At 61.9% G+C, this 23,142-nt stretch carries 23 protein-coding genes; 17 read left to right on the plus strand and 6 right to left on the minus strand.

Annotated features, from left to right (window positions below; all coding sequences use genetic code 11):
• The first annotated feature begins 5 nt into the window (after positions 1-5).
• From P3T20_RS21930 to P3T20_RS21945, 4 genes are all read left to right on the plus strand, one after another.
• Positions 6-1,976 (plus strand): lytic transglycosylase domain-containing protein, encoded by a 1,971-nt coding sequence (locus P3T20_RS21930; protein WP_074262807.1) that lies wholly within the window; start codon positions 6-8, stop codon positions 1,974-1,976.
• A 73-nt stretch (positions 1,977-2,049) separates the two neighbouring features.
• Complete coding sequence (locus tag P3T20_RS21935; RefSeq protein ID WP_429287786.1) at positions 2,050-3,003, plus strand: complex I NDUFA9 subunit family protein; 954 nt, start codon at positions 2,050-2,052, stop codon at positions 3,001-3,003.
• Positions 3,004-3,031: 28 nt separating this feature from the next.
• Positions 3,032-3,679, plus strand: coding sequence for a glutathione S-transferase family protein (locus P3T20_RS21940; RefSeq protein WP_429287787.1), 648 nt, complete (start codon positions 3,032-3,034; stop codon positions 3,677-3,679).
• Complete coding sequence (locus P3T20_RS21945) at positions 3,676-4,911, plus strand: multifunctional CCA addition/repair protein (protein ID WP_429287788.1); 1,236 nt, start codon at positions 3,676-3,678, stop codon at positions 4,909-4,911. The genes P3T20_RS21940 and P3T20_RS21945 overlap by 4 nt, the downstream gene beginning before the upstream one ends.
• 753 nt (positions 4,912-5,664) lie before the next feature.
• Here the strand turns inward: P3T20_RS21945 and P3T20_RS21950 are convergent.
• Together P3T20_RS21950 and P3T20_RS21955 are read right to left on the minus strand one after the other, a co-directional pair.
• Positions 5,665-5,859: a DUF2905 domain-containing protein gene (locus P3T20_RS21950; protein WP_074262803.1), complete on the minus strand. Its 195-nt coding sequence runs from the start codon at positions 5,857-5,859 to the stop codon at positions 5,665-5,667.
• Positions 5,860-5,899: 40 nt separating this feature from the next.
• On the minus strand, positions 5,900-7,087 hold the full coding sequence (locus P3T20_RS21955) for a class I SAM-dependent methyltransferase (RefSeq protein ID WP_429287789.1): 1,188 nt from the start codon (positions 7,085-7,087) through the stop codon (positions 5,900-5,902).
• 13 nt (positions 7,088-7,100) lie between these two features.
• Here P3T20_RS21955 and P3T20_RS21960 point away from each other — a divergent pair, with 13 nt between their 5' ends.
• From P3T20_RS21960 to glmS, 5 genes are all read left to right on the plus strand, one after another.
• Positions 7,101-7,925: an SDR family oxidoreductase gene (locus tag P3T20_RS21960; RefSeq protein WP_429287790.1), complete on the plus strand. Its 825-nt coding sequence runs from the start codon at positions 7,101-7,103 to the stop codon at positions 7,923-7,925.
• A 91-nt stretch (positions 7,926-8,016) separates the two neighbouring features.
• The gene (locus tag P3T20_RS21965) at positions 8,017-8,412 is read left to right on the plus strand and encodes a dihydroneopterin aldolase (RefSeq protein ID WP_074262800.1); all 396 of its coding nucleotides are present in this window, start codon (positions 8,017-8,019) and stop codon (positions 8,410-8,412) included.
• A gap of 3 nt (positions 8,413-8,415) precedes the next feature.
• Complete coding sequence (gene ttcA / locus P3T20_RS21970) at positions 8,416-9,435, plus strand: tRNA 2-thiocytidine(32) synthetase TtcA (protein ID WP_429287791.1); 1,020 nt, start codon at positions 8,416-8,418, stop codon at positions 9,433-9,435.
• Between the two features lie 153 nt (positions 9,436-9,588).
• On the plus strand, positions 9,589-10,950 hold the full coding sequence (gene glmU, locus P3T20_RS21975) for a bifunctional UDP-N-acetylglucosamine diphosphorylase/glucosamine-1-phosphate N-acetyltransferase GlmU (protein WP_429287792.1): 1,362 nt from the start codon (positions 9,589-9,591) through the stop codon (positions 10,948-10,950).
• 64 nt (positions 10,951-11,014) lie between these two features.
• Positions 11,015-12,832 (plus strand): glutamine--fructose-6-phosphate transaminase (isomerizing), encoded by a 1,818-nt coding sequence (glmS, locus tag P3T20_RS21980; protein WP_429287793.1) that lies wholly within the window; start codon positions 11,015-11,017, stop codon positions 12,830-12,832.
• Positions 12,833-12,888: 56 nt separating this feature from the next.
• Here the strand turns inward: glmS and P3T20_RS21985 are convergent, their stop codons facing one another.
• Complete coding sequence (locus P3T20_RS21985; protein WP_429287794.1) at positions 12,889-13,227, minus strand: hypothetical protein; 339 nt, start codon at positions 13,225-13,227, stop codon at positions 12,889-12,891.
• Positions 13,228-13,618: 391 nt separating this feature from the next.
• Here P3T20_RS21985 and P3T20_RS21990 point away from each other — a divergent pair, with 391 nt between their 5' ends.
• Together P3T20_RS21990 and P3T20_RS21995 are read left to right on the plus strand one after the other, a co-directional pair.
• Positions 13,619-15,751 carry a TonB-dependent receptor gene (locus P3T20_RS21990; RefSeq protein WP_429287795.1) on the plus strand — a complete coding sequence of 711 codons (2,133 nt, stop codon included), beginning with the start codon at positions 13,619-13,621 and terminating at the stop codon, positions 15,749-15,751.
• Positions 15,752-15,765: 14 nt separating this feature from the next.
• The gene (locus tag P3T20_RS21995) at positions 15,766-16,461 is read left to right on the plus strand and encodes a PepSY-associated TM helix domain-containing protein (protein ID WP_429287796.1); all 696 of its coding nucleotides are present in this window, start codon (positions 15,766-15,768) and stop codon (positions 16,459-16,461) included.
• A gap of 103 nt (positions 16,462-16,564) precedes the next feature.
• Here the strand turns inward: P3T20_RS21995 and P3T20_RS22000 are convergent, their stop codons facing one another.
• Positions 16,565-16,840, minus strand: a complete 276-nt coding sequence (locus P3T20_RS22000) for a GlsB/YeaQ/YmgE family stress response membrane protein (RefSeq protein WP_074262751.1) — start codon at positions 16,838-16,840, stop codon at positions 16,565-16,567.
• Between the two features lie 412 nt (positions 16,841-17,252).
• On the opposite strand from P3T20_RS22000, the gene P3T20_RS22005 reads away from it, so the two are divergent.
• Complete coding sequence (locus tag P3T20_RS22005; protein WP_074262750.1) at positions 17,253-17,489, plus strand: hypothetical protein; 237 nt, start codon at positions 17,253-17,255, stop codon at positions 17,487-17,489.
• Between the two features lie 25 nt (positions 17,490-17,514).
• Here the strand turns inward: P3T20_RS22005 and P3T20_RS22010 are convergent, their stop codons facing one another.
• Complete coding sequence (locus tag P3T20_RS22010; protein ID WP_429287797.1) at positions 17,515-18,588, minus strand: DnaJ C-terminal domain-containing protein; 1,074 nt, start codon at positions 18,586-18,588, stop codon at positions 17,515-17,517.
• Between the two features lie 312 nt (positions 18,589-18,900).
• Here P3T20_RS22010 and P3T20_RS22015 point away from each other — a divergent pair, with 312 nt between their 5' ends.
• Positions 18,901-19,917: a sensor domain-containing diguanylate cyclase gene (locus tag P3T20_RS22015; RefSeq protein WP_254368718.1), complete on the plus strand. Its 1,017-nt coding sequence runs from the start codon at positions 18,901-18,903 to the stop codon at positions 19,915-19,917.
• A 75-nt stretch (positions 19,918-19,992) separates the two neighbouring features.
• Here the strand turns inward: P3T20_RS22015 and P3T20_RS22020 are convergent, their stop codons facing one another.
• Positions 19,993-20,337: a hypothetical protein gene (locus P3T20_RS22020; protein ID WP_429287798.1), complete on the minus strand. Its 345-nt coding sequence runs from the start codon at positions 20,335-20,337 to the stop codon at positions 19,993-19,995.
• Positions 20,338-20,536: 199 nt separating this feature from the next.
• On the opposite strand from P3T20_RS22020, the gene P3T20_RS22025 reads away from it, so the two are divergent.
• The 4 genes from P3T20_RS22025 to P3T20_RS22040 all read left to right on the plus strand — a co-directional run bounded on the left by P3T20_RS22025 (position 20,537) and on the right by P3T20_RS22040 (position 23,120).
• Positions 20,537-21,190 carry a lytic transglycosylase domain-containing protein gene (locus P3T20_RS22025; RefSeq protein WP_429287799.1) on the plus strand — a complete coding sequence of 218 codons (654 nt, stop codon included), beginning with the start codon at positions 20,537-20,539 and terminating at the stop codon, positions 21,188-21,190.
• 264 nt (positions 21,191-21,454) lie between these two features.
• Positions 21,455-22,246 (plus strand): DUF2242 domain-containing protein, encoded by a 792-nt coding sequence (locus tag P3T20_RS22030; RefSeq protein WP_429287800.1) that lies wholly within the window; start codon positions 21,455-21,457, stop codon positions 22,244-22,246.
• A gap of 395 nt (positions 22,247-22,641) precedes the next feature.
• Complete coding sequence (locus P3T20_RS22035; protein WP_429287801.1) at positions 22,642-22,848, plus strand: hypothetical protein; 207 nt, start codon at positions 22,642-22,644, stop codon at positions 22,846-22,848.
• A complete protein-coding gene (locus tag P3T20_RS22040; RefSeq protein WP_074262746.1) occupies positions 22,845-23,120 on the plus strand; it encodes a hypothetical protein in 276 nt (91 codons plus the stop codon). The genes P3T20_RS22035 and P3T20_RS22040 overlap by 4 nt, the downstream gene beginning before the upstream one ends.
• Positions 23,121-23,142: the final 22 nt, after the last annotated feature.

The raw sequence follows: 23,142 nt of genomic DNA on the forward strand, positions 1-23,142 counted from the left end.
CAACGATGTCAAAACGCCTCTTTCGAGTATATCGCGCGGTCGGTCTTGCGCTGGCCGCGGCGGCACTCGTCGCGTGCAGCACTGCTTCCGCGGTCAAGCCTGTACCGGTATCGCAACTCTCCAACGACGATCAGATTTTCGTGCAGTTGCGCGAAGCGGCGCGCAATAACGATGTTGCGCGCGCAGCGCAACTGGCGGCGATGATTCCGGATTATCCGGCGCCGGGCTATGTGGAGTACTTCCAGCTCAAGCCGCAACTGTTCGATTCGAGCGGACATCCGAGTCTCACTGTGCCGGACGCCGAGGTGTTGTCGTTCCTGCAAAAGTACGACGGCCAGGCGATCGCCGACCGGCTGCGCAACGACTACCTGGTGGTGCTCGGTTCGCGCCACGACTGGAACAACTTCGACCAGCAATACGCGCGCTTCGTGCTGAACGACGACACGCAGGTCAAGTGCTACGCGCTCGAATCGCGCGCGGCGCACGGTGAGAACGTCGCGGACGCGGCGCGCGCGCTGCTCGTCGACCCGAAGTGGTATGGCGACGGCTGCGTCGACCTGGTGACGGCGCTCGCCACGAACCAGCAGTTCAGCGCCGACGACGTCTGGCAGCAGATTCGTCTCGCTTACGAACAGAACTACCCCAACACCGGCAACAAGCTGGTCGATGCGCTCGGCAACCAGCGCCCCGATCCGGCGCTGTTCGATCAGGCGTCGAGCGCGCCGCCGCTATTGCTGGCGCGCGGCGTCGGGCCCGATCCGCAGTCGCATCAGCTGGCCTTGCTGGCCATCACGCGGATGGCGCGCAACGACCCGGCCATGGCCGCGGCCACCTTCGCGTCGGTGGCGCCGTCGCTGAGTTCGCCGGAGCGTGCGATCGGCTGGGGCACGATTGCCTACGAGGCGGCCGCCAAGCAGATGTCGACGGCGGTGGACTGGTACCGGCTGTCGGCGAATGCGCCGCTGCTGTCGAATCCGGCTTACGAGTGGCGCACCCGCAGCGCGCTGCTGGCGGGTGACTGGACGATGGTGCGCTGGTCGATCGAACAGATGCCGGCTGCGCTGCGCAGCCAGCCGTCGTGGGTGTACTGGCACGCTCGTGCGCTCAAGGAGGCGGGTCAGACAGACCAGGCCAACCAGGAATTCGCAACGATCTCGTCGGGCTATAACTTCTACGGACAACTCGCGCTGGAAGAACTGGGCCAGAAGATCACGGTGCCGGCGAAGACCGCGGTGAGCGACGCCGAAGTGCAGCAGGCGGCGAATACGCCGGGCCTGGCACTCGCGCAACGCTTCTATCAGCTCAATTTGCGCCTCGAAGGCAACCGCGAATGGAACTGGCCGCTGCGCACCATGTCCGATCGCCAACTGCTTGCCGTTGCGGAATACGCGCGCCGCATCGAGTTGTATGACCGCACTGTCAACACCGCGGATCGCACCAAGACCGAACACGATTTCTCGCTGCGCTACCTGTCGCCGTTCCGCGACATCGTCGAGCGCGATGCCCAGTCGAACGGGCTGGATGTCGAGTGGGCGTATGGTCTGATCCGTCAGGAATCGCGCTTCATCATGAATGCGCGCTCCGAAGTGGGCGCCAGCGGCCTGATGCAGCTGATGCCGGGCACCGCGCAACTGGTGGCGAAGAAGATCGGTCTGGGTCCGATTTCGCGTGAGCAGATGAACGATATCGACACGAACATCCTGCTCGGTACCAACTACCTTTCGATGATCTACAATCAGTTCGACGCATCCGCCGTGCTCGCTACCGCCGGCTACAACGCCGGGCCGGGCCGGCCAAAGGCGTGGCGGGAAGGGCTGTCGCATCCGGTCGAAGGAGCCGTCTTTGCGGAGACGATTCCGTTCACCGAGACGCGCGACTACGTCAAGAACGTGCTGTCCAATACGGTCTACTATGCGGCGTTGTTCGAAGGCCGTCCGCAATCGCTGAAGGCGCGTCTAGGTTATATCGCGCCGTAAGCGTCGTGCCGCCGCGCGTCCCGCGGCGGCGCCTCACTCCAGCCGTTGCCGCGGCTCCACCGGGGAGTCGGAAATGCGACATCAAGCCATTGCGATTATCGGCGGCTCCGGTTTTATCGGCAGCCATCTTGTCAACGCGCTCGTCGAGCTCGGCAAAGACGTGCGCATTGCCACCCGTCGTCGCTACAACGCCCGTCACCTCACTCTGTTGCCCATCGATGTGATCGAAGCCGACGTGTTCGATCCGGTGCAGCTTGCGCGCTTCCTGGAAGGCGCCGACGCGGTGATCAACCTGGTCGGCACATTGCATGGCGGGCGCGGCACACCGTACGGCCCCGAGTTCGCGAGGATGCACGTCGAGTTGCCGACCAGAATCGTGGCCGCCTGCGAAGGCAAGGGTGCGCACCGGCTGATCCATGTCAGTGCGCTAGGCGCGGACCCGAACGGGCCGAGTATGTACCTGCGCTCCAAGGGTGACGGGGAAAAGGCGGTGCATGCGTCGACGCTGGCAACGACGATTTTCCGGCCCTCTGTGGTATTCGGTCCGGAGGACAGGTTCCTCAATCAGTTCGCGTTCCTGCAACGCGTGTTCCCGGTGATTCCGCTGGCGTCGCCGGACGCGCAGTTCCAGCCGGTGTTTGTCGGCGACGTCGCGAAGGCGATTCTCAACGTGCTCGATCTCGATGCCGCCACCGGCCGCACTTATGAACTCGGTGGCCCGACCGTCTATACGCTGGAGCAACTGGTGCAGTATTGCGGCGATGTGATCGGCCGCCACGCGCGAATCATGCGGCTGCCGAGCGCGCTGGCGCGGCTGCAGGCGTTGAGCTTCGAAATGGCGCCGGGTGAGCCACTGATCTCGCGCGACAATCTCGATTCGATGAAAGTGCCGAGCGTGCTGAGCGGCCCGCTCGCGCCGGAGTTGGGGATCGAGCCGGCTGCCATCGAGACGATTGCGCCCGTGTATCTGACGGGCGCGTCCTTGCGCTCGCGCTTCAACACATTCCGCGCGAGCGCGGGGCGTTAAACGTTTCTTTTGTTCCTTTACCTGAAGCATGAAACTTCTGATCGGTGACAAGAACTATTCCTCGTGGTCGATGCGTCCGTGGGTGTTGCTGAAGCACTTCGGCATTCCATTCGACGAGGTGTGTATCGAGTTGTTTGAAGCCGGCGCGCGGGCGGCGATCCTCGAGCATTCGCCGTCGGGCAGAGTGCCTTGTCTGGTGGGCGACGATGGTCTGTCGGTGTGGGACTCGCTGGCGATTGCCGAGACGCTCGCCGAGCGCTTTCCGCAGCACGCGATGTGGCCGCGCGATGCGGCGCAGCGTGCCGAGGCGCGCAGCATCAGCGCCGAGATGCATTCGGGCTTTGGCGATCTGCGCTCGAACATGTGGATGAACATACGCGCGTCGTTTGCTGGCAAGGGCGCGACACCGGGCGCATTGGCGGATATCGCGCGCGTCGACGCGATCTGGAGCAGTTGCATCGAGCGTCATGGCGGCCCGTTTCTGTTCGGCGAGTTCGGCATTGCGGACGCAATGTACGCGCCGGTCGTGATGCGCTTCAACACGTGGCAGCCAGCGCTGTCCGACACAGCGGCGGCGTACGCGCGGCGCGTGACGCAACAGCCGGCGGTGCGCGCCTGGATTGAAGACGCGCAGCGCGAGACCCACGTGATCCCTGTTTACGAAATACCCGAATGAATATCTACGCAGTAGGCGGTGCGATTCGCGACGAGTTGCTGGACGTGCCGGTCCAGGACCGCGACTACGTGGTGGTGGGCGCGACGCCGGAGCAGATGGTGTCGCAGGGCTACCGTCCGGTCGGCAAGGACTTCCCGGTGTTCCTGCATCCGCAGACGCACGAGGAGTACGCGCTTGCGCGCACCGAACGGAAAACGGCGGCCGGCTACCACGGTTTCCAGTTTTTCTACGCACCGGACGTAACGCTCGAAGAGGACCTGGCGCGACGCGATCTGACGATCAACGCGATGGCACGCGAAGTGCGCCCGGACGGCGTACTGACCGGACCAGTGATCGACCCGTTCAACGGTCAGGCGGATTTGCAGGCGCGCGTGTTTCGGCATGTGAGCGATGCGTTCCTGGAAGACCCTGTGCGGATCTTGCGGGTGGCGCGCTTTGCGGCGCGTTTCACCGATTTCACGGTGGCGCCGGAAACGATGACGCTGATGCGCAAGATGGTGGAGGCGGGTGAGGTGGACGCGCTGGTGGCCGAGCGGGTGTGGCAGGAAGTGTCACGCGGTCTGATGGAGAAGCGACCATCGCGGATGTTTGAGGTGTTGCGCGAATGCGGGGCACTCGCGCGGATATTGCCGGAGATCGAGGCGTTGTACGGCGTACCGCAGCGGGCGGATTACCACCCTGAGGTGGATACGGGGGTGCATGTGATGATGGTGGTGGATCATGCTGCAGCGCAGGGGTACGCGTTGGCGGTGCGGTTTGCTGCGTTGACGCATGATCTGGGGAAGGCGACGACGCCTGAGGATGTTTTGCCACGGCATATTGGGCATGAAGGGCGGAGTGTGGATTTGCTCAAGCCGTTGTGCGAGCGGATGCGGGTGCCGAATGAGTGTCGGGATCTGGCGCTTCTCGTTGCCCGGGAGCATGGGAATATTCATCGGGTCATGGAGACGGGTGCTGCTGGGGTTGTGCGGCTGCTCGAGCGGTGTGATGCGATTCGGAAACCTGGGCGGTTTGCTGAGGCTTTGCAGGCATGTGAGTCGGATGCCCGCGGGCGGCTTGGGTTTGAGGCTCGGGGTTATCCTCAGGCTGAACGCTTAAGAGTAGCTCTTGTCGCTGCGCGGGCTGTTGATGCTGGGGCTATTGCTAAGGGGGTTGGGGATCGGACTGAGCTTATTAGGGAGGCTGTGCAGAGGGAGAGGGTTCGGGTTGTGGCTGTTGCTCTTGGGGAGTAGGTTTTTTTTTGCCTGCGCGGCGCTTTGGTAGTTTTACTATGGTGTTGGCCTTTCCTTGCATTGTTATCGGTCTATTAGCTTCGCCCCTGTGCGGGGCGGCACTTACTTTCTTTGCCGCCGCAAAGAAAGTAAGCAAAGAAAGCGGGCTTCACACCGCTAGCTCGTAGGTGTCTCCCACTGCCACCCACGACAGAGTGGTCCGCGCACGCAATGTGCCCTCGCACCACCCGCGCTTGTGACAAGGCAGTCATCCGTTCCAGCGTCGCGCTGCGCGCCCCGCCGCGGGACATAAACCTTCTGCAAGCTCGGTAGGTATGCTAACTATATCGGTCTGTCATTCCACTGGTTAAAGCGGAAACCTCTGAGGCTAGATAGGATTTCTAACTATACTGCGCGACCTTTCTCTTCTCCGAAATGTAGGGTAGCTCGCACGCGCAACCCACGCTTTCCCTTGCAGACCGATCCGCGACGCACGTAGTGCGGAGTGGGGTGGATGATTGCTTTGTCACTAGGTTTGGAGGTGCGAGGGCACGGTGCGTGCGCGGACCACTTCGGGATAGCTTAAGTGGTGGACACCTAAAGGCTAGCGGTTGGAAGCCCGCTTTCTTTGCTTACTTTCTTTGCGGCGGCAAAGAAAGTAAGTGCCGCCCCGCACAGGGGCGAAGCTAATAGACCGATAACAAAGCAAGGAAAGGCCAACACCCCAGTAAAACCAAAAAAACCAAGGCGCCGCAGGCAACCCCCCCGGGGGCACTACAAAACCTTAACAACCAAAGACAAAACCATAGTCAAAAGCAGCGTGGACATAAACGGAAACGGATACTCCTTCCCAAACATCCTGAGCGTCACATCCCCGGGCATCCGCCCAATCCCAATCTTCCTGAGCCACGGCCAGGAGCCCGACAAAATCGCCACGGCGATAAACATAGTCAACAACCACCGGATCATCGTGAGCCCCTAACGGAAATGCAATTCACCACGAACGCGGTCAAAGAGTATGCGTCCGATCCCCGCTCGCAAACGCATCGAGCGTCTCCTCGATCCCCCGCGAAAACGCAATCACCTTGAACAACTCACCCATCTCCGCCTCGGACAATAACTTCTGCACCGCATTCGCCGCAGGCAAAAACCGCGTCGTGTCCGCTGGGTCAATCTCCCCCAATACCTCAGTAATCCCGGCATTCAGAAGAAACCGCGCCTGCGATGTGTACCCCAGCAAGTCAGCTCCCGTATCCACGCCCGCCTCGGCGATGCCCGTAAACTCTACGTGCGCCGTGATGTCCTGCAAACCCGGATACAAGAACGGATCGCCGTGCGCCCGGTGCCGGTAGTGGCACATCAACGTGCCCTGCGCTCGCTGTGCATGGTAGTACTCGTGTCGCGGAAAACCATAGTCGATCAGCAACGCCGCGCCTCGCGTCAGCATCGTGCAGATCGTCCGCGTGAACGCTCGCGCCGCCTCGTGCGTCTCCGCAATGTAATCGCCGTCCACTTCAAGACTCGTCAGAAACTCCATGTCCTGCGGTGCGCTCACCGGCCGGTCGGCGAAGGCGAACTCGTCGTTGCGTAACGTCACGCCGCGCTCGTGCCACACGCCGTCGGTATGAGCGAAGAGACGCACCGGCATCGCGTCCAGCACCTCGTTGCCGATCACCACGCCCTCGAACTGCTCTGGTAACGCATCCAGCCAGCGGACCCGCGCTGCCAGTGCAGGCGCTTGCGCTTCGATCATTGAGCGTTGCCGTTCACGCAGTTCGCCGGATAGGTCCACGATCGAGTAAGTTTCGACGGCGGCGCCCAGTTCCTCCAGCGCGTTCAGCAGGCCGGCTGCCAGTTTGCCGGTCCCGGCGCCGAATTCCATCACGTGGCGTGTGCCGCTCGCCTCCAGCGCCTGGGCGACCGGTCGCGCCAGCGTCGCGGCGAACAACGGTGACAGTTCCGGGGCCGTCACGAAGTCGCTGCCATCCTCCGGACGGCGGCCAAATTTGATCGATCCGCCGCCGTAGTAGCCCAGGCCCGGCGCGTATAGCGCCTGCTCCATGTAGCGGTCGAACGGCAGCCATCCATCCGCCGCCGCGATCGCCGAGCGGATCTGCGCGGACAGCGCTTCGGACTGCGCAAGCGCGCTCGGGCCGGGAGCAGGTAAACTATCGGGTTGGTGAGCTATCGGATTCATCCCCGTATTGTAAATGACCGTCCCTTCCGACACTTCCGCCGTCCTCGGCCGTCCGTCCGCCGTTCCGCGTGTCGTCCTGATCACCGGCGCTGCCCGGCGGATCGGCCGCGAACTGGCGCTCGGCTTTGCTGGGCGGGGCTGGGACGTCGCCGTCCATTACGGGAAGTCGAAGCCGGAAGCCGACGAGGTGGTCGCCGAAATCGTCGCGCTCGGCCGCCGGGCGGTCGCGCTGCAGGCGGATCTGGTCGTCGAGGCGGAAGTCGCCCGGCTCGTGCCCGACTGTATGGCGGCGTTGGGGCGGCCAGTGTGTATCGTCAACAATGCGTCCCAGTTCGACGAAGATACCGCCCAGAGCATAGGCTACGACCAACTGCTCAGCCATATGGCCGCGAATGTCGGCGCGCCGCTCGTGCTGGCGCGTATGCTGTATGAGGCCACGCCCGAAGCCGCCCGTAGCGACGAGGCGCAGCGCGCGGTCGTCATCAATGTGCTGGACCAGAAGCTGTACAACATGAATCCGGATTACCTGTCCTACACGCTGTCCAAGGCGGCGTTGCAGACAGCTACCGTCGCGCTCGCCCAGGCGCTGGCGCCGAAACTGCGTGTGGTGGGTCTCGCGCCCGGGCTGACGCTGCAGTCGGGCGATCAGACACCGGAAGGTTTTGCCGAAGCTCACCGCGTCACCCCGCTCGGCCGTGCGTCGCGGCCCGAGGATATCGTTGCCGCCGCGCTGTATCTGGCCGAGGCGGCGGGTGTGACCGGGACGACGCTGGTTGTCGACGGCGGTCAGCACCTCGTGCCGTCCCCGCGTGACGTGATGTTTTTGACGGGCGCCTGAATGCGCACGACCTCTACACTTTAATTGAGGGCCGTGGTGCGTTGAAGCGCCCCCTTGCGTGCCCCGCACGCTTTTTTTGACTGGAACGACCATGTTTGCCGCTCTTTCGCATCCCCGGCTAGCCGATTGCCGCCGGCTTTTTCTGCGCAACTACGAAGTGCACATCAATATCGGCGTGCATGACTTCGAAAAGCGCGGCGAGCAACGCGTCGTGATCAACGTCGAACTGTACGTGCCGCTCGCGCTGTCGACCCCCGTCGAGGACAAACTGCGCGAAGTCGTCGACTACGACTTCATGCGCGCTACCATCGCACGCCGCGTCGAACGCGGTCACATTCACCTGCAGGAAACGCTTTGCGACGACCTGCTGACCGCGCTGCTCGCTCATCCGCAGGTGCGCGCGGCCCGCGTGTCCACCGAAAAGCCGGACGTGTATCCGGACTGCGATGCCGTCGGCATCGAAGTCTTCCGCATCAAAGAGGATTGAGTCATGAACGCTCCTGAGATCCTGAGCGCCGAAACGACGCGCGAGGCAGCGCCGGCTGAAATGACGGGCGCCGCGGCGACTGCCGAACGGTCCGCCAAGCCTGCGCTTACGCGCCGCGAGCAGAAAGAGGCGTACGAGAACAACAAGCTGTTCAAGCGGCTTGCGCGCCTCGTCGGTCAGGCGATCGGCGATTTCAACATGATCGAGGAAGGCGACAAGGTGATGGTCTGCCTGTCGGGCGGCAAAGACAGCTACGCCATGCTCGACGTGCTGATGCGCCTGCGCGAGCGCGCGCCGATCCACTTCGACATCGTCGCGGTGAATCTCGACCAGAAGCAGCCGGGCTTCCCGGAACACGTGCTGCCCGAGTATCTGAAGCAGCTGGACATCCCGTTCCATATCGAGAATCAGGACACCTACAGCATCGTCAAGCGGCTAGTGCCGGAAGGCAAGACCACCTGCTCGCTGTGTTCGCGGCTGCGTCGCGGCATCCTGTACCGTGTGGCCGGTGAGCTGGGCGCCACCAAGATCGCGCTTGGCCACCATCGTGACGACATCCTGCAGACGCTGCTGCTGAACCTGTTCTACGGCGGCAAGTTGAAGGGCATGCCGCCGAAGCTGCAGTCGGATGACGGCAAGAACATCGTGATCCGGCCGCTCGCCTACGTGAAGGAAACCGATCTGGAGAAATACGCGGAGTTGCGCGAATTTCCGATCATTCCGTGCAACCTGTGCGGCAGTCAGCCGAACCTGAAGCGCGCGGAAATGAAGGCGCTGATCCGCGATTGGGACAAGCGCTTCCCGGGCCGCGTCGAGAATATGTTCAATGCATTGTCGAATATCGTGCCGTCGCATCTGATGGATCACAAGCTGTTCCCGTTCGCCGGCCTGCGCGCGACGGGTGAAGCCGATCCGCACGGCGATATCGCCTTCGACGAAGAGCCGTGCTCGACCGATTCCATCGAGGGCGCGACGCTCAACGGATCGAAGCCGATTTCGATCGTGCAGTTCGACGATCTGTGAAGCAGTACGCATTGTTTTGAAGTTGCTCTAAACGCCCCGGAAGCCCCGTGCTTCCGGGATTGCGAACCTCCGTAGTAAATCCGCCCGCGAGCGTCTCTGTCATGGGCCGCATGCTAGAATCATCGGCTCCAAACTCGTCCCCTCGCCGACGCCATGAACATCGTGATTTTGGCGGCAGGCACCGGTAAGCGCATGCGTTCCGCGCTGCCCAAGGTGCTGCATCCCCTGGCCGGCCGGCCACTTCTGTCTCACGTTATCGACACCGCTCGTACGCTCGAGCCCAGCCGCCTCGTCGTGGTGATCGGCCATGGCGGTGAAGCCGTGCGTGCTGCGGTAGCCGCGCCCGATGTGCTGTTCGCCGTCCAGGAACAGCAGCTCGGCACAGGCCACGCCGTGAAGCAGGCTTTGCCGTTACTCGATCCCGGCGTGCCGACGCTGGTGCTGTACGGTGACGTGCCGCTCACGCGGGCGAGCACGCTCAAGCGCCTCGTCGACAGTGCCGCCGAGGGCTGTTACGGCGTCCTCACGGTGATGCTCGACGATCCCACGGGGTACGGTCGCATCGTGCGCGACCAGACCGGCTGCGTGGTGCGGATCGTCGAGCAGAAGGATGCGACGCCGGAACAGCTGCGTATCGCCGAAATCAATACGGGCATTGTCGTGACGCCGACCGCGCAGCTCGGCATGTGGCTCGCCGCGCTGAAGAACGACAACGCGCAGGGCGAGTACTACCTCACCGATGTGGTCGAGCGCGCAACCGAAGCCGGTTTTGAGGTTGTCACGGCCCAGCCCGATGAAGAGTGGGAGACGCTTGGCGTCAACAGCAAGCAACAGTTGGCCGAGCTGGAGCGGATTCACCAGCAAAACGTCGCGGAAACCCTGCTGGTAGCGGGCGTGACCCTGGCCGACCCGGCGCGTATCGACGTGCGCGGCACGCTCGAATGCGGGCGCGATGTGTCGATCGACGTGAACTGCGTGTTCGAAGGGCATGTGACGCTCGCAGACAACGTGACGATCGGGCCCAACTGCGTAATCCGCGATGCCACGATTGGTGCGGGTAGCCACGTCGAAGCGTTCACGCATATCGAAGGCGCCGAAATCGGTGCGAACGTGGGGCTTGGACCGTATGCCCGGCTACGGCCAGGGGCGACGCTGCGGGACGAATCGCATGTGGGCAACTTCGTCGAAGTGAAGAATGCCGTGCTGGGCCATGGCTCGAAGGCGGGGCATCTCACCTATATCGGCGACGCGGATGTCGGCGCGCGGGTGAACATCGGCGCGGGCACCATCACCTGCAATTACGACGGTGCGAACAAGCACCGCACGGTCATCGAGGACGATGTGTTTGTCGGCTCGGATACGCAGTTTGTCGCGCCGGTACGCGTCGGCCGCGGCGTGACGATTGCCGCGGGCACGACGATCTGGAAAGACGTCGGGGACAATGTGCTGGTGCTGAACGACAAGACCCAGACGAGCAAGACGGGTTTCGTACGCCCGACCAAAAAGAAAAGCTGAAGCTCACCCGGCGTGCGTGCAGTGCACGCCTTGAAACCGAACCCCTGCAAAGGACTCAGAATCTATGTGCGGCATTGTCGGCGCGGTTGCGCAACGTAATATCGTCCCCGTCCTGATCGAAGGATTGCGTCGTCTCGAATATCGCGGCTACGACTCGTGCGGCGTCGCCGTGCTGGCCAACGGTGAACCGCTGCGCGCGCGTAGCGTCGCCCGGGTGGCGGATCTCGACGATCAGGTGCGCGAGACTCACCTTGAAGGGATCACGGGGATTGCGCACACACGCTGGGCCACGCACGGCGCGCCGGTCACGGACAACGCTCATCCGATCTTCTCGCGAAACGCGCTCGCGCTAGTTCACAACGGCATCATCGAGAACTATGAAGCACTGCGTGAAATGCTGCGCGGCAAGGGCTACGAGTTCGTCTCGCAGACCGATACGGAAGTGATCGCGCATCTGGTGCATAGCCTGTATCAGGGCGATCTGTTCGCTGCGGTGCGTTCCGCGGTGAAGCAGTTGCATGGCGCGTATGCGATTGCCGTGCTGCATAAGGATCAACCGCATACGGTGGTGGGTGCGCGTCAGGGTTCGCCGCTGGTCGTTGGATTGGGCGATGGTGAGAACTTCCTCGCTTCGGATGCGCTGGCGCTTGCTGGCAGCACTGAGCGCTTCATCTTCCTCGAGGAAGGCGACGTGTGCGAGCTGGCGCTCGAACAGGTGCGAATTGCGGACCGCGATGGCAACATTGTCGAGCGCGAAGTGCGTCAGGTGGCGGCGTATGGTGGCGCGGTCGAGCTTGGCCCGTATCGGCACTTCATGCAGAAGGAAATCTTCGAGCAGCCGCGCGCGATTACTGACACGATTCCGCAAGCCGAGACCTTCGATGCAGCGCTGTTTGGTGACGGTGCGCAGAAGGTGTTTGAGGGTATCGACAGCCTGCTGATTCTCGCGTGCGGCACGAGCTATTACTCGGGACTGACGGCGAAGTACTGGCTGGAATCGGTGGCGAAGATTCCGACCCAGGTAGAGATTGCGAGCGAGTATCGCTATCGCGAGTCGGTGCCGAATCCCAAGGCGCTGGTGGTGGTGATCTCGCAGTCGGGCGAAACGGCGGATACGCTCGCGGCGTTGAAGCATGCGCAGTCACTTGGGCATCAGCATACGCTGGCGGTGTGCAACGTCGGCACGAGTGCGATGGTACGGCAGACGGAGTTTTCGTTCCTCACGCATGCAGGACGCGAGATTGGTGTGGCGTCGACCAAGGCTTTTACTACGCAACTCGTGGCGTTGTTTGTGCTGGCGGTTACGCTGGGCAAGCTGCGCGGGCATGTGAATGCGTCGCAGGAAGCGGATTACATCAAGCAGTTGCGTCACTTGCCGGCGGCGCTCAATAGCGTGCTGGCGCTTGAGCCGCAGATCATCGCCTGGTCGGAGGAGTTTTCACGCAAGGAAAATGCGCTGTTCCTCGGGCGTGGGCTGCATTATCCGATCGCGCTTGAGGGTGCGCTGAAGCTCAAGGAGATTTCGTATATTCATGCTGAGGCTTATCCGGCAGGTGAGTTGAAACATGGGCCGCTGGCGCTGGTGACCGAGGCAATGCCGGTGGTAACGGTGGCGCCGAACGACGCGCTGCTTGAAAAGCTAAAGTCGAATATTCAGGAAGTGCGGGCGCGCGGTGGTCAGCTTTATGTGTTCGCGGATGCGGATACACGGATCGTCAATGACGAAGGTCTGCATGTGATTCGGATGCCTGAGCATTATGGGTTGCTGTCGCCGATTCTTCATGTGGTGCCGCTGCAGTTGCTGGCTTATCACACGGCGTGTGCGAGAGGGACGGATGTGGACAAGCCGCGGAATCTGGCTAAGTCGGTGACGGTGGAGTGAGGGCAGGGGGGGCGAGCCGTATATCGGAGCGCGCGCTGACCTCGGTCGGCGTGCTCCTAAGCCGGCCCAAAAACCACCGCCCCTACGCCTGCAACATGCGTAAAACTCCGAACAAACCGATACACCTGATCCCCGACCTCTAGCCTGTTAACCCCAGCCCGCGTCAGTTCAAGTATCTCGTCGGCCACGCCTACTGCGATAGTTCCCTGGCGACCCAACGGATTCTCCTCATCCGCCGGGTCACCAACATAAACTGAACACACCCCGGCCTCGTGCCGCATCATCACGACGGACTTCCCTTTGTCCAGCGCGAGGTCGAGGTATTTGATCAGAGCCAGCAGCGACTCCGGCGTCGCGTCCTGCGGACTGTTCACCAGCTCGGAAGAAGTAGTCATTTCGCTGTCCCTGTCGAAGGTGCCTGTCCTGAAGAAGGAAGCTCGCACGGCTCCACTATAAGCAGCCATCCGCAGATTCGGAACATGTTTGCGCGGACATTTGCCGTGAGACGGGCTGCCGCCAGCTGAGTCGTCAACCGGCAAGCACCCACCCGCGCCCCGTCGAAAATCCTCGTCATCGTTCAGAAAGGTTGCATCCAATTTACTTTCAAACGATAATGATTCGCATTAATATTTGTAATATTTCCGGCGCACCACGGTCCAAACCGGTCCGTATCGCGCCGAGCTGGCGTTCGGTACGGGGAAAATCTTCATGCATGGCGGTATGCGGTACAACCTTTTGGCAACTCGACGTAGGCGAAACTGGATCGGCACACTACTCGCGGCGAGCGTGATCACCACTTCCGCGCAGGCGGCGGACACGGCCGAGGTGCCCGACAGCACCGCGAAAGCAAACGCAGACAGCAGCGTCAAAAGTGGCGCGAAAGCCACCGCAAGCACCACCGCGGACAACGCCAGCCAACTCGCCCCGGTGAAAGTCATCAGCGAGAAGTCCAAACACTTCGCTCCCTCGAGCATCGAAACCGGCCCCTACAAGGGCCTCGACGCGCTCGACGTGCCCGCAACCGTCAACGTGGTGACGCGCGATGTGATGGACGCCCAAGGCGATACCGGTCTCTACGACGCGCTGCGCAACGTAGCCGGCGTAACTCGCCTGCAGTTGAACGGTCTGGCGTACGACAACCTCGCGATCCGCGGCATCGCGCTCGACAACCGCTCGAGCTACTACATCGACGGCATCCTGCCGATCGACAACAACGTCTGGATGCCAATGGAAGACAAGGAGCGCGTCGAAGTCCTGAAGGGCGCGTCGGCGCTCTACTACGGCTTCACCGTCCCAGCCGGCGTCGTCAATATGGTCATGAAGCGGGCGGGCGCCGAGCCCGTCACGAGCGTGACGGCGCTCGCCGACTCGAACGGTTCGTACGGCGTCGCGGTCGATCTCTCCCGGCGCTTCGGACAGGACAACCAGTTCGGCATTCGCGTCAACGCGATGGACGAACACGTCGAGACGCCGATCGACGGCGATCGTGGCTACCGCAAGTTTGTCAGTGCCGCGCTCGACTGGAAACTGAACAGCAAGCTCAAGCTGCAATACGACTTCGAGCACGTCGAATCGAGCATCGTTGAACAGGCGGGTATCGTGCCGCTCACCGCAAAGAACGGCGTTATCACGCTGCCGGCGATCCCCGATCCGTCGAAGCTGCTGGTCAGCAACGCGCATCCGACCAGATCGAGCGCCGATACCCAGCTGCTGCGCGCCGACTACGCGCTGTCCGAAAACTGGAACGTGGACTTCTCGATCGGCCAGTCGATCACACGGCGCGACCGTTGGGCCTGGGTGTTCCAGAAGTACAGCGTTGCGACGGGCGCCGGCCGCTTGCAAGCCAGCGAGCAGAACGGCCAGATGTACGAGAACAAAAACGTGCGGCTCGAAACGACCGGTGCGTTCAAGACAGGCCCGATCGGTCACACGCTGACGGCCGGCGTCATGCAGAACTGGTTGTTCCAGCCGGACTTCACGACCTACTTCTACACAGCGAGCCAGAATCTCTACGACCCCGTGTCGATCACGAAGCTGACCGCGAGCGGCACGCCGAAGCAGTTCTACGCGCAGCACATCCGCAACAGCGGCGTGTACCTGTTCGACCAGGTCGACCTGACCTCGCGTCTGCAATTCATCGCTGGCGTGCGCCGCTCCGAATATATGAGTTCGCAGCTGGGCACGCCGAGCCAGGACATCAACAGGACGTCGCCGTCCGGCAGCCTCAGCTATCGCCTCACGCCCAACACGAGCGTCTATGCGAGCTACGTCGAGGCGCTCGAGTCGGCCGGCAGCGCACCGTCCACGGCTGCAAACGCCAATCAGATCCTGCCAGCGGCCGTGAGCCGGCAGGAGGAAGTGGGCGTTCGTACCCGGCTGGCGGACCGTGCGCTGGTGTCGCTCGCGCTCTTCAATCTGCGTCAGCCCTCGGCCGATACGAATGCCGACAACGTCTACGTCATGGACGGCAACGCACGTTTTCGCGGCATCGAGTTTTCGGTGCAGGGCGATGTGACGAAGGACATTTCGTTGACGGCGTCGACGGTCTATCTCGACGCGAAGCAACTCGACTCGTCGGATTTGACGCTGGTCGGCAAGACGCCGGAAAACACACCGCACGTCACGGCGAGTCTGTTCGCCGAATATCGCGTGCCGATGCTCGCAGGCCTGTCGGTCAACGGCGGGATGTACTACGTGGGGCCGCGTCCGGTGAACAGCGCCGATCAGGCGTGGATCGGCGGCGCCACGATTTACACCGCGGGCTTGCGTTACGCGACGCGTGTGTACGGCAAGCGCGTGTCGTTCCAGGCGAATCTGGAAAACGCCACCAACAAGCGCTACTGGAGCGCGGCGGGTTCGAATCAGCTCGCAGTCGGCCTCGGCCGCACGCTCGAACTCACATCCACCATCGACTTTTGATCAACAGGTATCCGATGAACGACCTCGCGACCCGTACCGGCGCAGATACGGAATTCAAAGACCGGCCTCGATCCCGCGCCAGCGGCTCGCGTTCGTTTCGCAGCACCTTTCTCAAATGGCTGCGCAAGGTGCACGGCTGGATCGGTCTGTGGGGTGCGGTGCTGGGTCTGCTGTTCGGGGTGACCGGTTTTTTGCAGAATCATCGCGCGACGATGAAGATCAAGGTCGGCGGTCCGGTCGTTTCGACCGTACAGATGCCTGTGGATGCGGCGCAGTTCAGGACGCCGCGCGAACTGGCCGGCTGGCTGCGTACCGAACTGAAACTCGACCGGCCCGCGGAGCGCGTCACGCGTGATCCGTCCGGCCCAGTCACGTGGGGCGATCAGTCGGTCATTCAACCGGAGCATTGGGAGGTGCGCTTCAACGCGCCGAACTATCTCGTCAGTGCGGACTACTGGAAGGGCGGCACGTTTGTTAGCGTCGAACGGCGCGATCAAGGCCTCGTTGCGACGCTCGAAGGTTTGCATCGCTCGACGGGGGCGGGCGTCGGCTGGATTCTGCTTGCCGATTCGATGGCCGGTAGCATGATTCTGCTGTCGTTGACCGGTGTGATTTTGTGGACCGAACTGAACCGCAGACGCACGATCGGAGCGGTGATTTTCATGTCCTCGATCGCTGCAGTGATTATCCTGGGCATTCAGACGCTTTAGCGTCTGAGCGAGCCGCACTGGGCTGATGAGCCCTGCGGGCTTGTCGCCTGGACCGGCGCAGACGGCGCGCCCGGTCCAGGTCGGACTCTTCAAAAAGCCGTTACTAGAGCGAACTCGCTCGGCCGCGACTGAAAAGACGAATAATGAAGAGCAAGATAACTGCGCCAATGAGCGCCGTTATCAGCGAGCCGATAATGCCGCCGCCCAGATGCAGGCCGAGCGCTCCGCCAAGCCATCCACCTATGAAGGCGCCGACAATCCCGACAATGATGTCGACGACGATGCCGAAGCCGCCACCGTCGACGATGCGCCCCGCCAAGGCACCAGCAATGCCTCCGATAATTAGCCAGAAAATGATGCCATGTGAGACCGGGTCCATATTTACCTCCTGATGGGCAGAATCCGCGCTAGCGGCGAACAAGCATTCCGGTCGTGAGACCGCCCGTTCAGACGGGCACAAAGCGTGAACCGGACGGATTCCTTAAGGATCTCCAGCCGGTTTGCCGGGAATGGGTTACTGCTAAGCAAGTGGCGTGCCTCGCCGTTACCCTCAGGCAGGCCGGGTAGTGACCGGACGCCGAAACGCGACTGAAACACAGTGAACACCGGCTTCAAGCCCTTTTTTATTTATTTTTTTGCTGTTGCGCCCGCCTTGCGCGGAGCCGGATACTGAATCTGCCCGTGTTGTCTCCTCTGCGGGTGCATCAATTTGGCCCGCGCCATGCGGGCCTCTTTTGAGCGAAGTAAGCAGACGCTAGCCAGTGGATTGGTCATTTGATTCCGGAGGCGCCATGGAAGTCTGCGAAAGATGTGCCGACATTGACGGATGCCCGGTTGATACTCAACGTCAGGATGGTGTGACGTTGATCGGCGTGGCCGAGTGCAACGGTACGCTCGCACTTGAGCACTACCGCTGCGATGAATGTCAGGCTGTTATCGCCAGACGATTCATGGGTGCCACCGAGGAACGTATCTGGAGCGTCATTGAAGGCGGTCGCCGCCCATCGTTACCGCATTGCAGCGCGTGAAGCGGGATACAAGGCAGCGCGAATGTCAGCTGTCCGAGCTATCCGGCGCACCACGGCGCGCCGCATCCGCAAACATCTCCTGAAAAGCCTGACGTTGCTCATCTGTTAAATGCGTCGCGGCCGTGGGCATGGCAAGCGCGATGCGAAGCCGCAGATCGCCCTGATTTCCTGCCTTGTCCGATAATCCGCGCGCCGGGAGACGGATAATGCTTCCTTGCTGCGAGTTCGGCAGAACCGTAATGCGCAGATCGCGCCCGAGCACCTTTGCTTCGATGGACCCTCCAAGCGTCGCAGTCACAAAATCGACCTGCAGTTCTCCGCTCAGGTTCAGTCCTTCACGCGTAAAGTCGGCGCCACATACAACCGCGATCGAGAAGATCGCGTCGCCGGCAGCGCCACCGTTCACACCTGGAAATCCGCCGCCCGCCACGACGAGTCTCTGACCATCCCATGCGCCAGGAGGGACTGCGACGGTGTCCGAGTTCCAGTAGCTTTGCGTCCCCGTGCCGTCGCACGACGGGCACGAATGCTTGCTCGTAGTACGTCCTCCACCGGAGCAGGTGCCGCAACGCATGCCGTCGCCTGTCTGACCCCACCCGCCGCAGCCTGAACACAGCGCGACCGTGGACTGGAAGCCTTTGCCCCGGCATCGATGGCAGGTTTTAGTGACTTCATAGCGGGTCGCGGCTTCGCCACCGTTCAACGCCACTTCGACAGGTACGTATAGCTGGGTGAGCCGGTTTGCTCCGCGCATGGGCAGCGGTCCGCGATTCGGCCCATACGCGCCCGCTCGCCCCGATGCAGACCTCGCGGTCCGTTCGTTGTGTCCTGCCCCTGCCGTGTGTTCCTGCTGTTGATGAGCTGCATTGCGAGCCGCGTCATGTGCGCGCGTGCGCATGTGCGGTGGCGCTTCGCGCTCGCCCGTGAGAATCTCGAACGCCTCCTGAACCAGCTTGAATGCCGGCTCGACGTTGGACTCCGCGCCTTTGTTGCGGTCGGGGTGGTACTTCGCCCGCAAGCGCCGATGCGCCCGCTTTATCTCCGCAGGCGAGGCAGTATTTGGCAAGCCCAGTCGTCCGTAGTATTCGTCAAGGCTCACGCGTGTGTTCCTTCGTTTTCTTGCAGAAACAAGACGATCCCCAACGTCAGAAAGAAAGGCGAAGCTGCCGCCAAAATACACGAAACCGAAAGTCTGCGAAATGGGGAGCGGGTACGTCAAAAACAGCAAATCCCTAGGTTATTTTCAATACATCCCTACACCAACCCGCTTTGGCATTCGTGGAAGACGATGCACTCTATTCACCGAAGCGCACTGGGGCAAGTTTGGCTGTTTGTCGCCAGCGTAGCGGTCACTTCGCCAATTTTTTGTCCCGTAGAATGTGTCCCGGTAACTTGCCCGTCGGAGAGAACCTTGCAGAGAGCCTTCAGTGACGCTGTTCCCAGCAGCGAAACGCTTCTCGCGATCGTCAGAGCGCAGACAGAGATCGCCAAACTGGGACTCGATCTTGGCGGCGTCATGAGTTTCGTCACCGAGCGGGTTCAGCAACTGACGCACGCCGACGGCGCCGTCCTCGAGCTTGCTGAGGGCGATGAAATGGTCTACCGGGCGAGCTCGGGCATCGCTGCCACGCTGCTGGGTTTGCGGCTCAAGCGTAATGGCAGCCTGTCCGGTCTGTGCGTCGAGAGCGGCGAGATCCTACGATGTGTCGACTCGGAAATCGACGCGCGCGTCGACCGGGAGGCTTGCCGGCGAGTCGGCCTGCGCTCGATGATCGTCACGCCGCTCAGGCATATGGATACGACGGTGGGTGTGCTGAAGGTTGTGGGCGCAGCGGCGGACGCGTTCACTGACGGCGACATTCGCGCGCTCGAACTGATGTCCGAACTGATTGCCGCCGCGATGTTTCATGCGGCGAAGCACGAGACCAGCGAGCTTTATCTTCTGGCTACGCGTGACGCGCTGACAGGGTTGCCGAACCGTGCGCTGTTTTACGACCGGCTGCGGCAGGCGATTCATCTCGCTCAACGTTCTTCGGAACCGCTCGGCATTCTGAATCTCGACCTCAACGACCTGAAACCCATCAACGACCGTTACGGCCACCGGGCAGGCGATGCGGCGATCAAGGCAGCCGCCGATCGCATGCACATGACGGCGCGGCGTTCGGACACGGTGGCGCGCGTGGGCGGCGACGAATTCGCCGTCATCTTGCCCGGTATCCATTCGAAGGCCGACGCCGAGCGGCTTGGCATGCGCATGGTTGAACAGGTGCGTGAGCCGTTCGAGTTCGAGGGGCGCGTGCTCGACCTCGATATCAGTGTCGGCGCAGCCGTACTTCCAGATGACGGCGTCGAGATGACTACCCTCATCGATCGGGCCGATCAGGCCATGTACGAAGCCAAGCGGATGCGAAAAGAAGGGCGGACGTGACGTGGGGCCATGCACGCTCTTCGGTAGTCTGCGTAAAGGCCGACCCCTCGTCGAGCACTGAGCGGTTGAAATGGCTCAAAGCGCTTCGTAACACAGCGCCATCATCCTTTGCACCATGGTGCTCGCCTCGTTGAGTTCCATCTCGCTGGTGAACAGCGCATTCACGCTCGACAGGCGAACCGCGACACCTGCATCCAGCAGGTCTTTGCTGGCGATCTTCAGTGCCAGCTGGCCGATCCGCACCCGGTCGAGCCAGTGCATTTTCAGCCGGTTCTTGTCGAGCCACTGACGGCAGCATTGGACCACATGGTCCACGCGCCATTCGTTAGTCAACGCGTACGACGCGGCAGCAATCGCGACCAGGAAGCACAACAGGTCGGGACGCGCGCTATCAGGCTCGGAGAATTCGGGTTTGTTCATGCCTCTCTGATTGCCGTCGTTGATCAACACCAACACATAGGGCCGTGGCCCCGAGAATCAATACCGCTGCAATATCTACCGGATCTGGCGCTGCACGTTCCGGCCCGGATTAGTATTTTTCCGTATGTTCTGAAGATTTGCTGCCTCTTTTTCGAGCATCGGTATAATACGACCTTCTCCTCTCGAACGTTATCCGCTCATGAGCCGACTACTTTGTCTGATCATGCTGTCGCTTTGTTTCATGCAGAGCACGATGGCCGAAGAGAGCGACCACGACCGTATCTCGGAATATCTGACGCAAAAGTTCGGCCTCGCCAAGGCGAAGGCCGAGCAAATCTCTTCCGCCGTTCAGTCTGCCGCAGCCAAGTACTCGCTGCCGCCGGCGCTTCTGCTGGCGATCATCTCGATCGAATCCCGGTTTAAGGAAAAAGCCAAAGGCCCGCGCGGCGCCACCGGCCTGATGCAGGTCGTACCGGCCGCCCACCGCGGGCTACTGCGCAACGTCAAAGACCTGACCGAGCCGACCGCCAATATCGAGGCGGGCTCTGCCATTCTGCACGGTTACATGCAATCGGCCGGCGGCAATATGAGTCTCGCGTTGAAGAGCTACGGCGGTTCGATGGCTTACGCGCAGATGGTGAGCACACGGGTCGAGACGTTTGCGCCGGTTGTCGCCGAACAGGGCGGAGCGGTGCGTTCGGCCGTGGACGACGCAGCATGCGACGGCCACGCGGCCGACTGCGCCACATCCGTTGGTGGTGCTCGCACGTTCTACATTCCTTCGGCAAGCGCGGTGCCGGGTTCGTCTTCGATCGGTCTGTCGGCCGCTGGCACGGCTTCGGCGGCGCCCTGATCCGATGACCTGACCTTACCGGTCGGGCAAGCCGCGTCGCCCCGAGGCGCACGAGGCATTCCGATGACCGCGCGGCCACCTCGGTCGGACCACTGGTCATTCTGACATCGCCCCGAGCGGCACGCGCCGCACACCGCGCTGACGGAAAGCCTACAAACCTTTTTGTTTCAACGTGTTACGCGCTTTGCCGGTTGTTTTCGCTCTGTCAGGCAACCGCTCTACAATGCATGCCATTCGACGTTAAGTAGTCTGCCTTCCGGAATCATGCGTACCTCATTTTCTAAAGCTACCGTAGCCTCGCTGTTTGGGCTGCTCGGGCTTGCCGCCTGTTCAAGCTCGTCACAACCGAAATTCCAGCAGGAACAGTTCGATACGGGCGCGAGCCCCTTCGCCCGCAATTTCAACGCTAGCACCGCCGACACCTGCGAAGCCGCGCGTCGCGCGCTGCTGAGCCAGGGCTACATGACGACATTGACGCATCCCGATACCGTCGACGGCACCAAGAACTTCCAGCCCACCGGCGATTCGCACGTGATGGTGGAGTTTCACGTCGTTTGCACGCCGGGTGAAGAAGCCAGCGACACGAGCATCGTCTACGTGAATGCGGTCCAGGACGGCTTTGCGATGAAGAAAAGCGATACGTCGGCGAGCGTCGGCCTGAGCATCATCGGTTCGGTGTCGTTGCCGATCCGCTCGAACAACGACGAGATGGTGAAAATCTCCAGCGAGACGATTCCGTCGGGCAAGTTCTACGATCGCTTCTTCGGGCTCGTCGATCACTATCTGAAGACGGTCGTGCGCACTGACCCTGTCAAGTCGAGCGTGGTGACAAGCACGCCGCTTCCCGCCGCCTCGACGGTGACCACGGCTGCGCCCGTACCGATCGTGCCGGCGCCAATGATGGCGGCCAACCGGGTGGTGGCCCCGCCTGCGAGCGCATTGAACACGCCGGGTGCATCTGGCACGCCGGTGGCTCCTGTATCGTCTGTGGAACCGGACATTCTGGGCCGCCCGGATTTGACGCCGCCAGCCAGTGCGCCGAGCGTCAGCCCATAAGAACGCGCGGTGCTGGTAATCGGTTGATCGGGGCTGAGTTTTTTGCCCCGCGCGCTTTTTCCTGGCGCGTACGGCCGCAGAGTCCCGGGCACCACTCCGTATTTCTCCCCCTTCAAGATTGTCGCCGGCGCGCCGTTTAACCGGTGTCACTGCGGTGCGGTTCCGAATCAGGTGCCGCCCGGCCAGTCGCCAGTCCCATCAACGCGTTGCGGTCGCCAGCGCACATACCGCACTGCGCCAATGCGCGCACATTGAGGTCGGGCGGCGCAGACGCCCGGCGCGCACGAGTTTGATCGTGACTGTTGCTATTTAGTCAAAAACCTCACAGCGGTGCGCCATCGAGGCATAAAGTTAAAGTGCTTTCTCAAGTTACTGGTGCAGTGCGGGGGTGTTCGATGAAACGCAGATCAGCACGACAGCTTGTCCGTCTACTCTCGGACATCAGACACGCTACTCATTGCAGTACGCTGCGGGCCGCGGCGACCAGCCGGGCCATCGAACTGGCCGCTGCTGAAGCCGACGAGCCGTCCACGGAAGACAGCGATAGTGTCGACGACACGCGGGACGCCGCCCAGGACGAACGCTCGTGGAGACGGTCATGAGAGCTGCCTGCGAACAATCCCTGCGCTTTCTGGTCGAGAAGTGGCTGGCGCCGGCTCCGTCGAATCCCATTCGTGTCACCGAATTCAGCCGCACGCGCGCGGGCGGCAGACGCTATGTACGCGTCGAAACTGCCTTGGCGGAGGGTGACCGGAGTCTGTTTTTCTTCCGGCACGATGACGGTTGCTGGTGCGTGTTTCCGCCTACTGCCGACAACCGGAAGGCCGCGCAGGAGAACCTGGCCGAGCGGTTCGGATTCGCCCAATCCTGGTGAGTGAAAGCCTGGGATTTTCAAA

Source organism: Paraburkholderia sp. GAS206C (assembly GCF_050435645.1).
Classification (GTDB): domain Bacteria; phylum Pseudomonadota; class Gammaproteobacteria; order Burkholderiales; family Burkholderiaceae; genus Paraburkholderia; species Paraburkholderia phenazinium_B.

Bases quoted from the DNA above. Each gene is read 5' to 3' on its own strand.
- P3T20_RS21930 (WP_074262807.1), top strand. From the start codon at position 6: ATGTCAAAACGCCTCTTTCGAGTATATCGCGCGGTCGGTCTTGCGCTG.
- P3T20_RS21935 (WP_429287786.1), top strand. From the start codon at position 2,050: ATGCGACATCAAGCCATTGCGATTATCGGCGGCTCCGGTTTTATCGGC.
- P3T20_RS21940 (WP_429287787.1), top strand. From the start codon at position 3,032: ATGAAACTTCTGATCGGTGACAAGAACTATTCCTCGTGGTCGATGCGT.
- P3T20_RS21945 (WP_429287788.1), top strand. From the start codon at position 3,676: ATGAATATCTACGCAGTAGGCGGTGCGATTCGCGACGAGTTGCTGGAC.
- P3T20_RS21950 (WP_074262803.1), bottom strand. From the start codon at position 5,859: ATGATCCGGTGGTTGTTGACTATGTTTATCGCCGTGGCGATTTTGTCG.
- P3T20_RS21955 (WP_429287789.1), bottom strand. From the start codon at position 7,087: ATGAATCCGATAGCTCACCAACCCGATAGTTTACCTGCTCCCGGCCCG.
- P3T20_RS21960 (WP_429287790.1), top strand. From the start codon at position 7,101: ATGACCGTCCCTTCCGACACTTCCGCCGTCCTCGGCCGTCCGTCCGCC.
- P3T20_RS21965 (WP_074262800.1), top strand. From the start codon at position 8,017: ATGTTTGCCGCTCTTTCGCATCCCCGGCTAGCCGATTGCCGCCGGCTT.
- ttcA (WP_429287791.1), top strand. From the start codon at position 8,416: ATGAACGCTCCTGAGATCCTGAGCGCCGAAACGACGCGCGAGGCAGCG.
- glmU (WP_429287792.1), top strand. From the start codon at position 9,589: ATGAACATCGTGATTTTGGCGGCAGGCACCGGTAAGCGCATGCGTTCC.
- glmS (WP_429287793.1), top strand. From the start codon at position 11,015: ATGTGCGGCATTGTCGGCGCGGTTGCGCAACGTAATATCGTCCCCGTC.
- P3T20_RS21985 (WP_429287794.1), bottom strand. From the start codon at position 13,227: ATGACTACTTCTTCCGAGCTGGTGAACAGTCCGCAGGACGCGACGCCG.
- P3T20_RS21995 (WP_429287796.1), top strand. From the start codon at position 15,766: ATGAACGACCTCGCGACCCGTACCGGCGCAGATACGGAATTCAAAGAC.
- P3T20_RS22000 (WP_074262751.1), bottom strand. From the start codon at position 16,840: ATGGACCCGGTCTCACATGGCATCATTTTCTGGCTAATTATCGGAGGC.
- P3T20_RS22005 (WP_074262750.1), top strand. From the start codon at position 17,253: ATGGAAGTCTGCGAAAGATGTGCCGACATTGACGGATGCCCGGTTGAT.
- P3T20_RS22020 (WP_429287798.1), bottom strand. From the start codon at position 20,337: ATGAACAAACCCGAATTCTCCGAGCCTGATAGCGCGCGTCCCGACCTG.
- P3T20_RS22025 (WP_429287799.1), top strand. From the start codon at position 20,537: ATGAGCCGACTACTTTGTCTGATCATGCTGTCGCTTTGTTTCATGCAG.
- P3T20_RS22030 (WP_429287800.1), top strand. From the start codon at position 21,455: ATGCGTACCTCATTTTCTAAAGCTACCGTAGCCTCGCTGTTTGGGCTG.
- P3T20_RS22035 (WP_429287801.1), top strand. From the start codon at position 22,642: ATGAAACGCAGATCAGCACGACAGCTTGTCCGTCTACTCTCGGACATC.
- P3T20_RS22040 (WP_074262746.1), top strand. From the start codon at position 22,845: ATGAGAGCTGCCTGCGAACAATCCCTGCGCTTTCTGGTCGAGAAGTGG.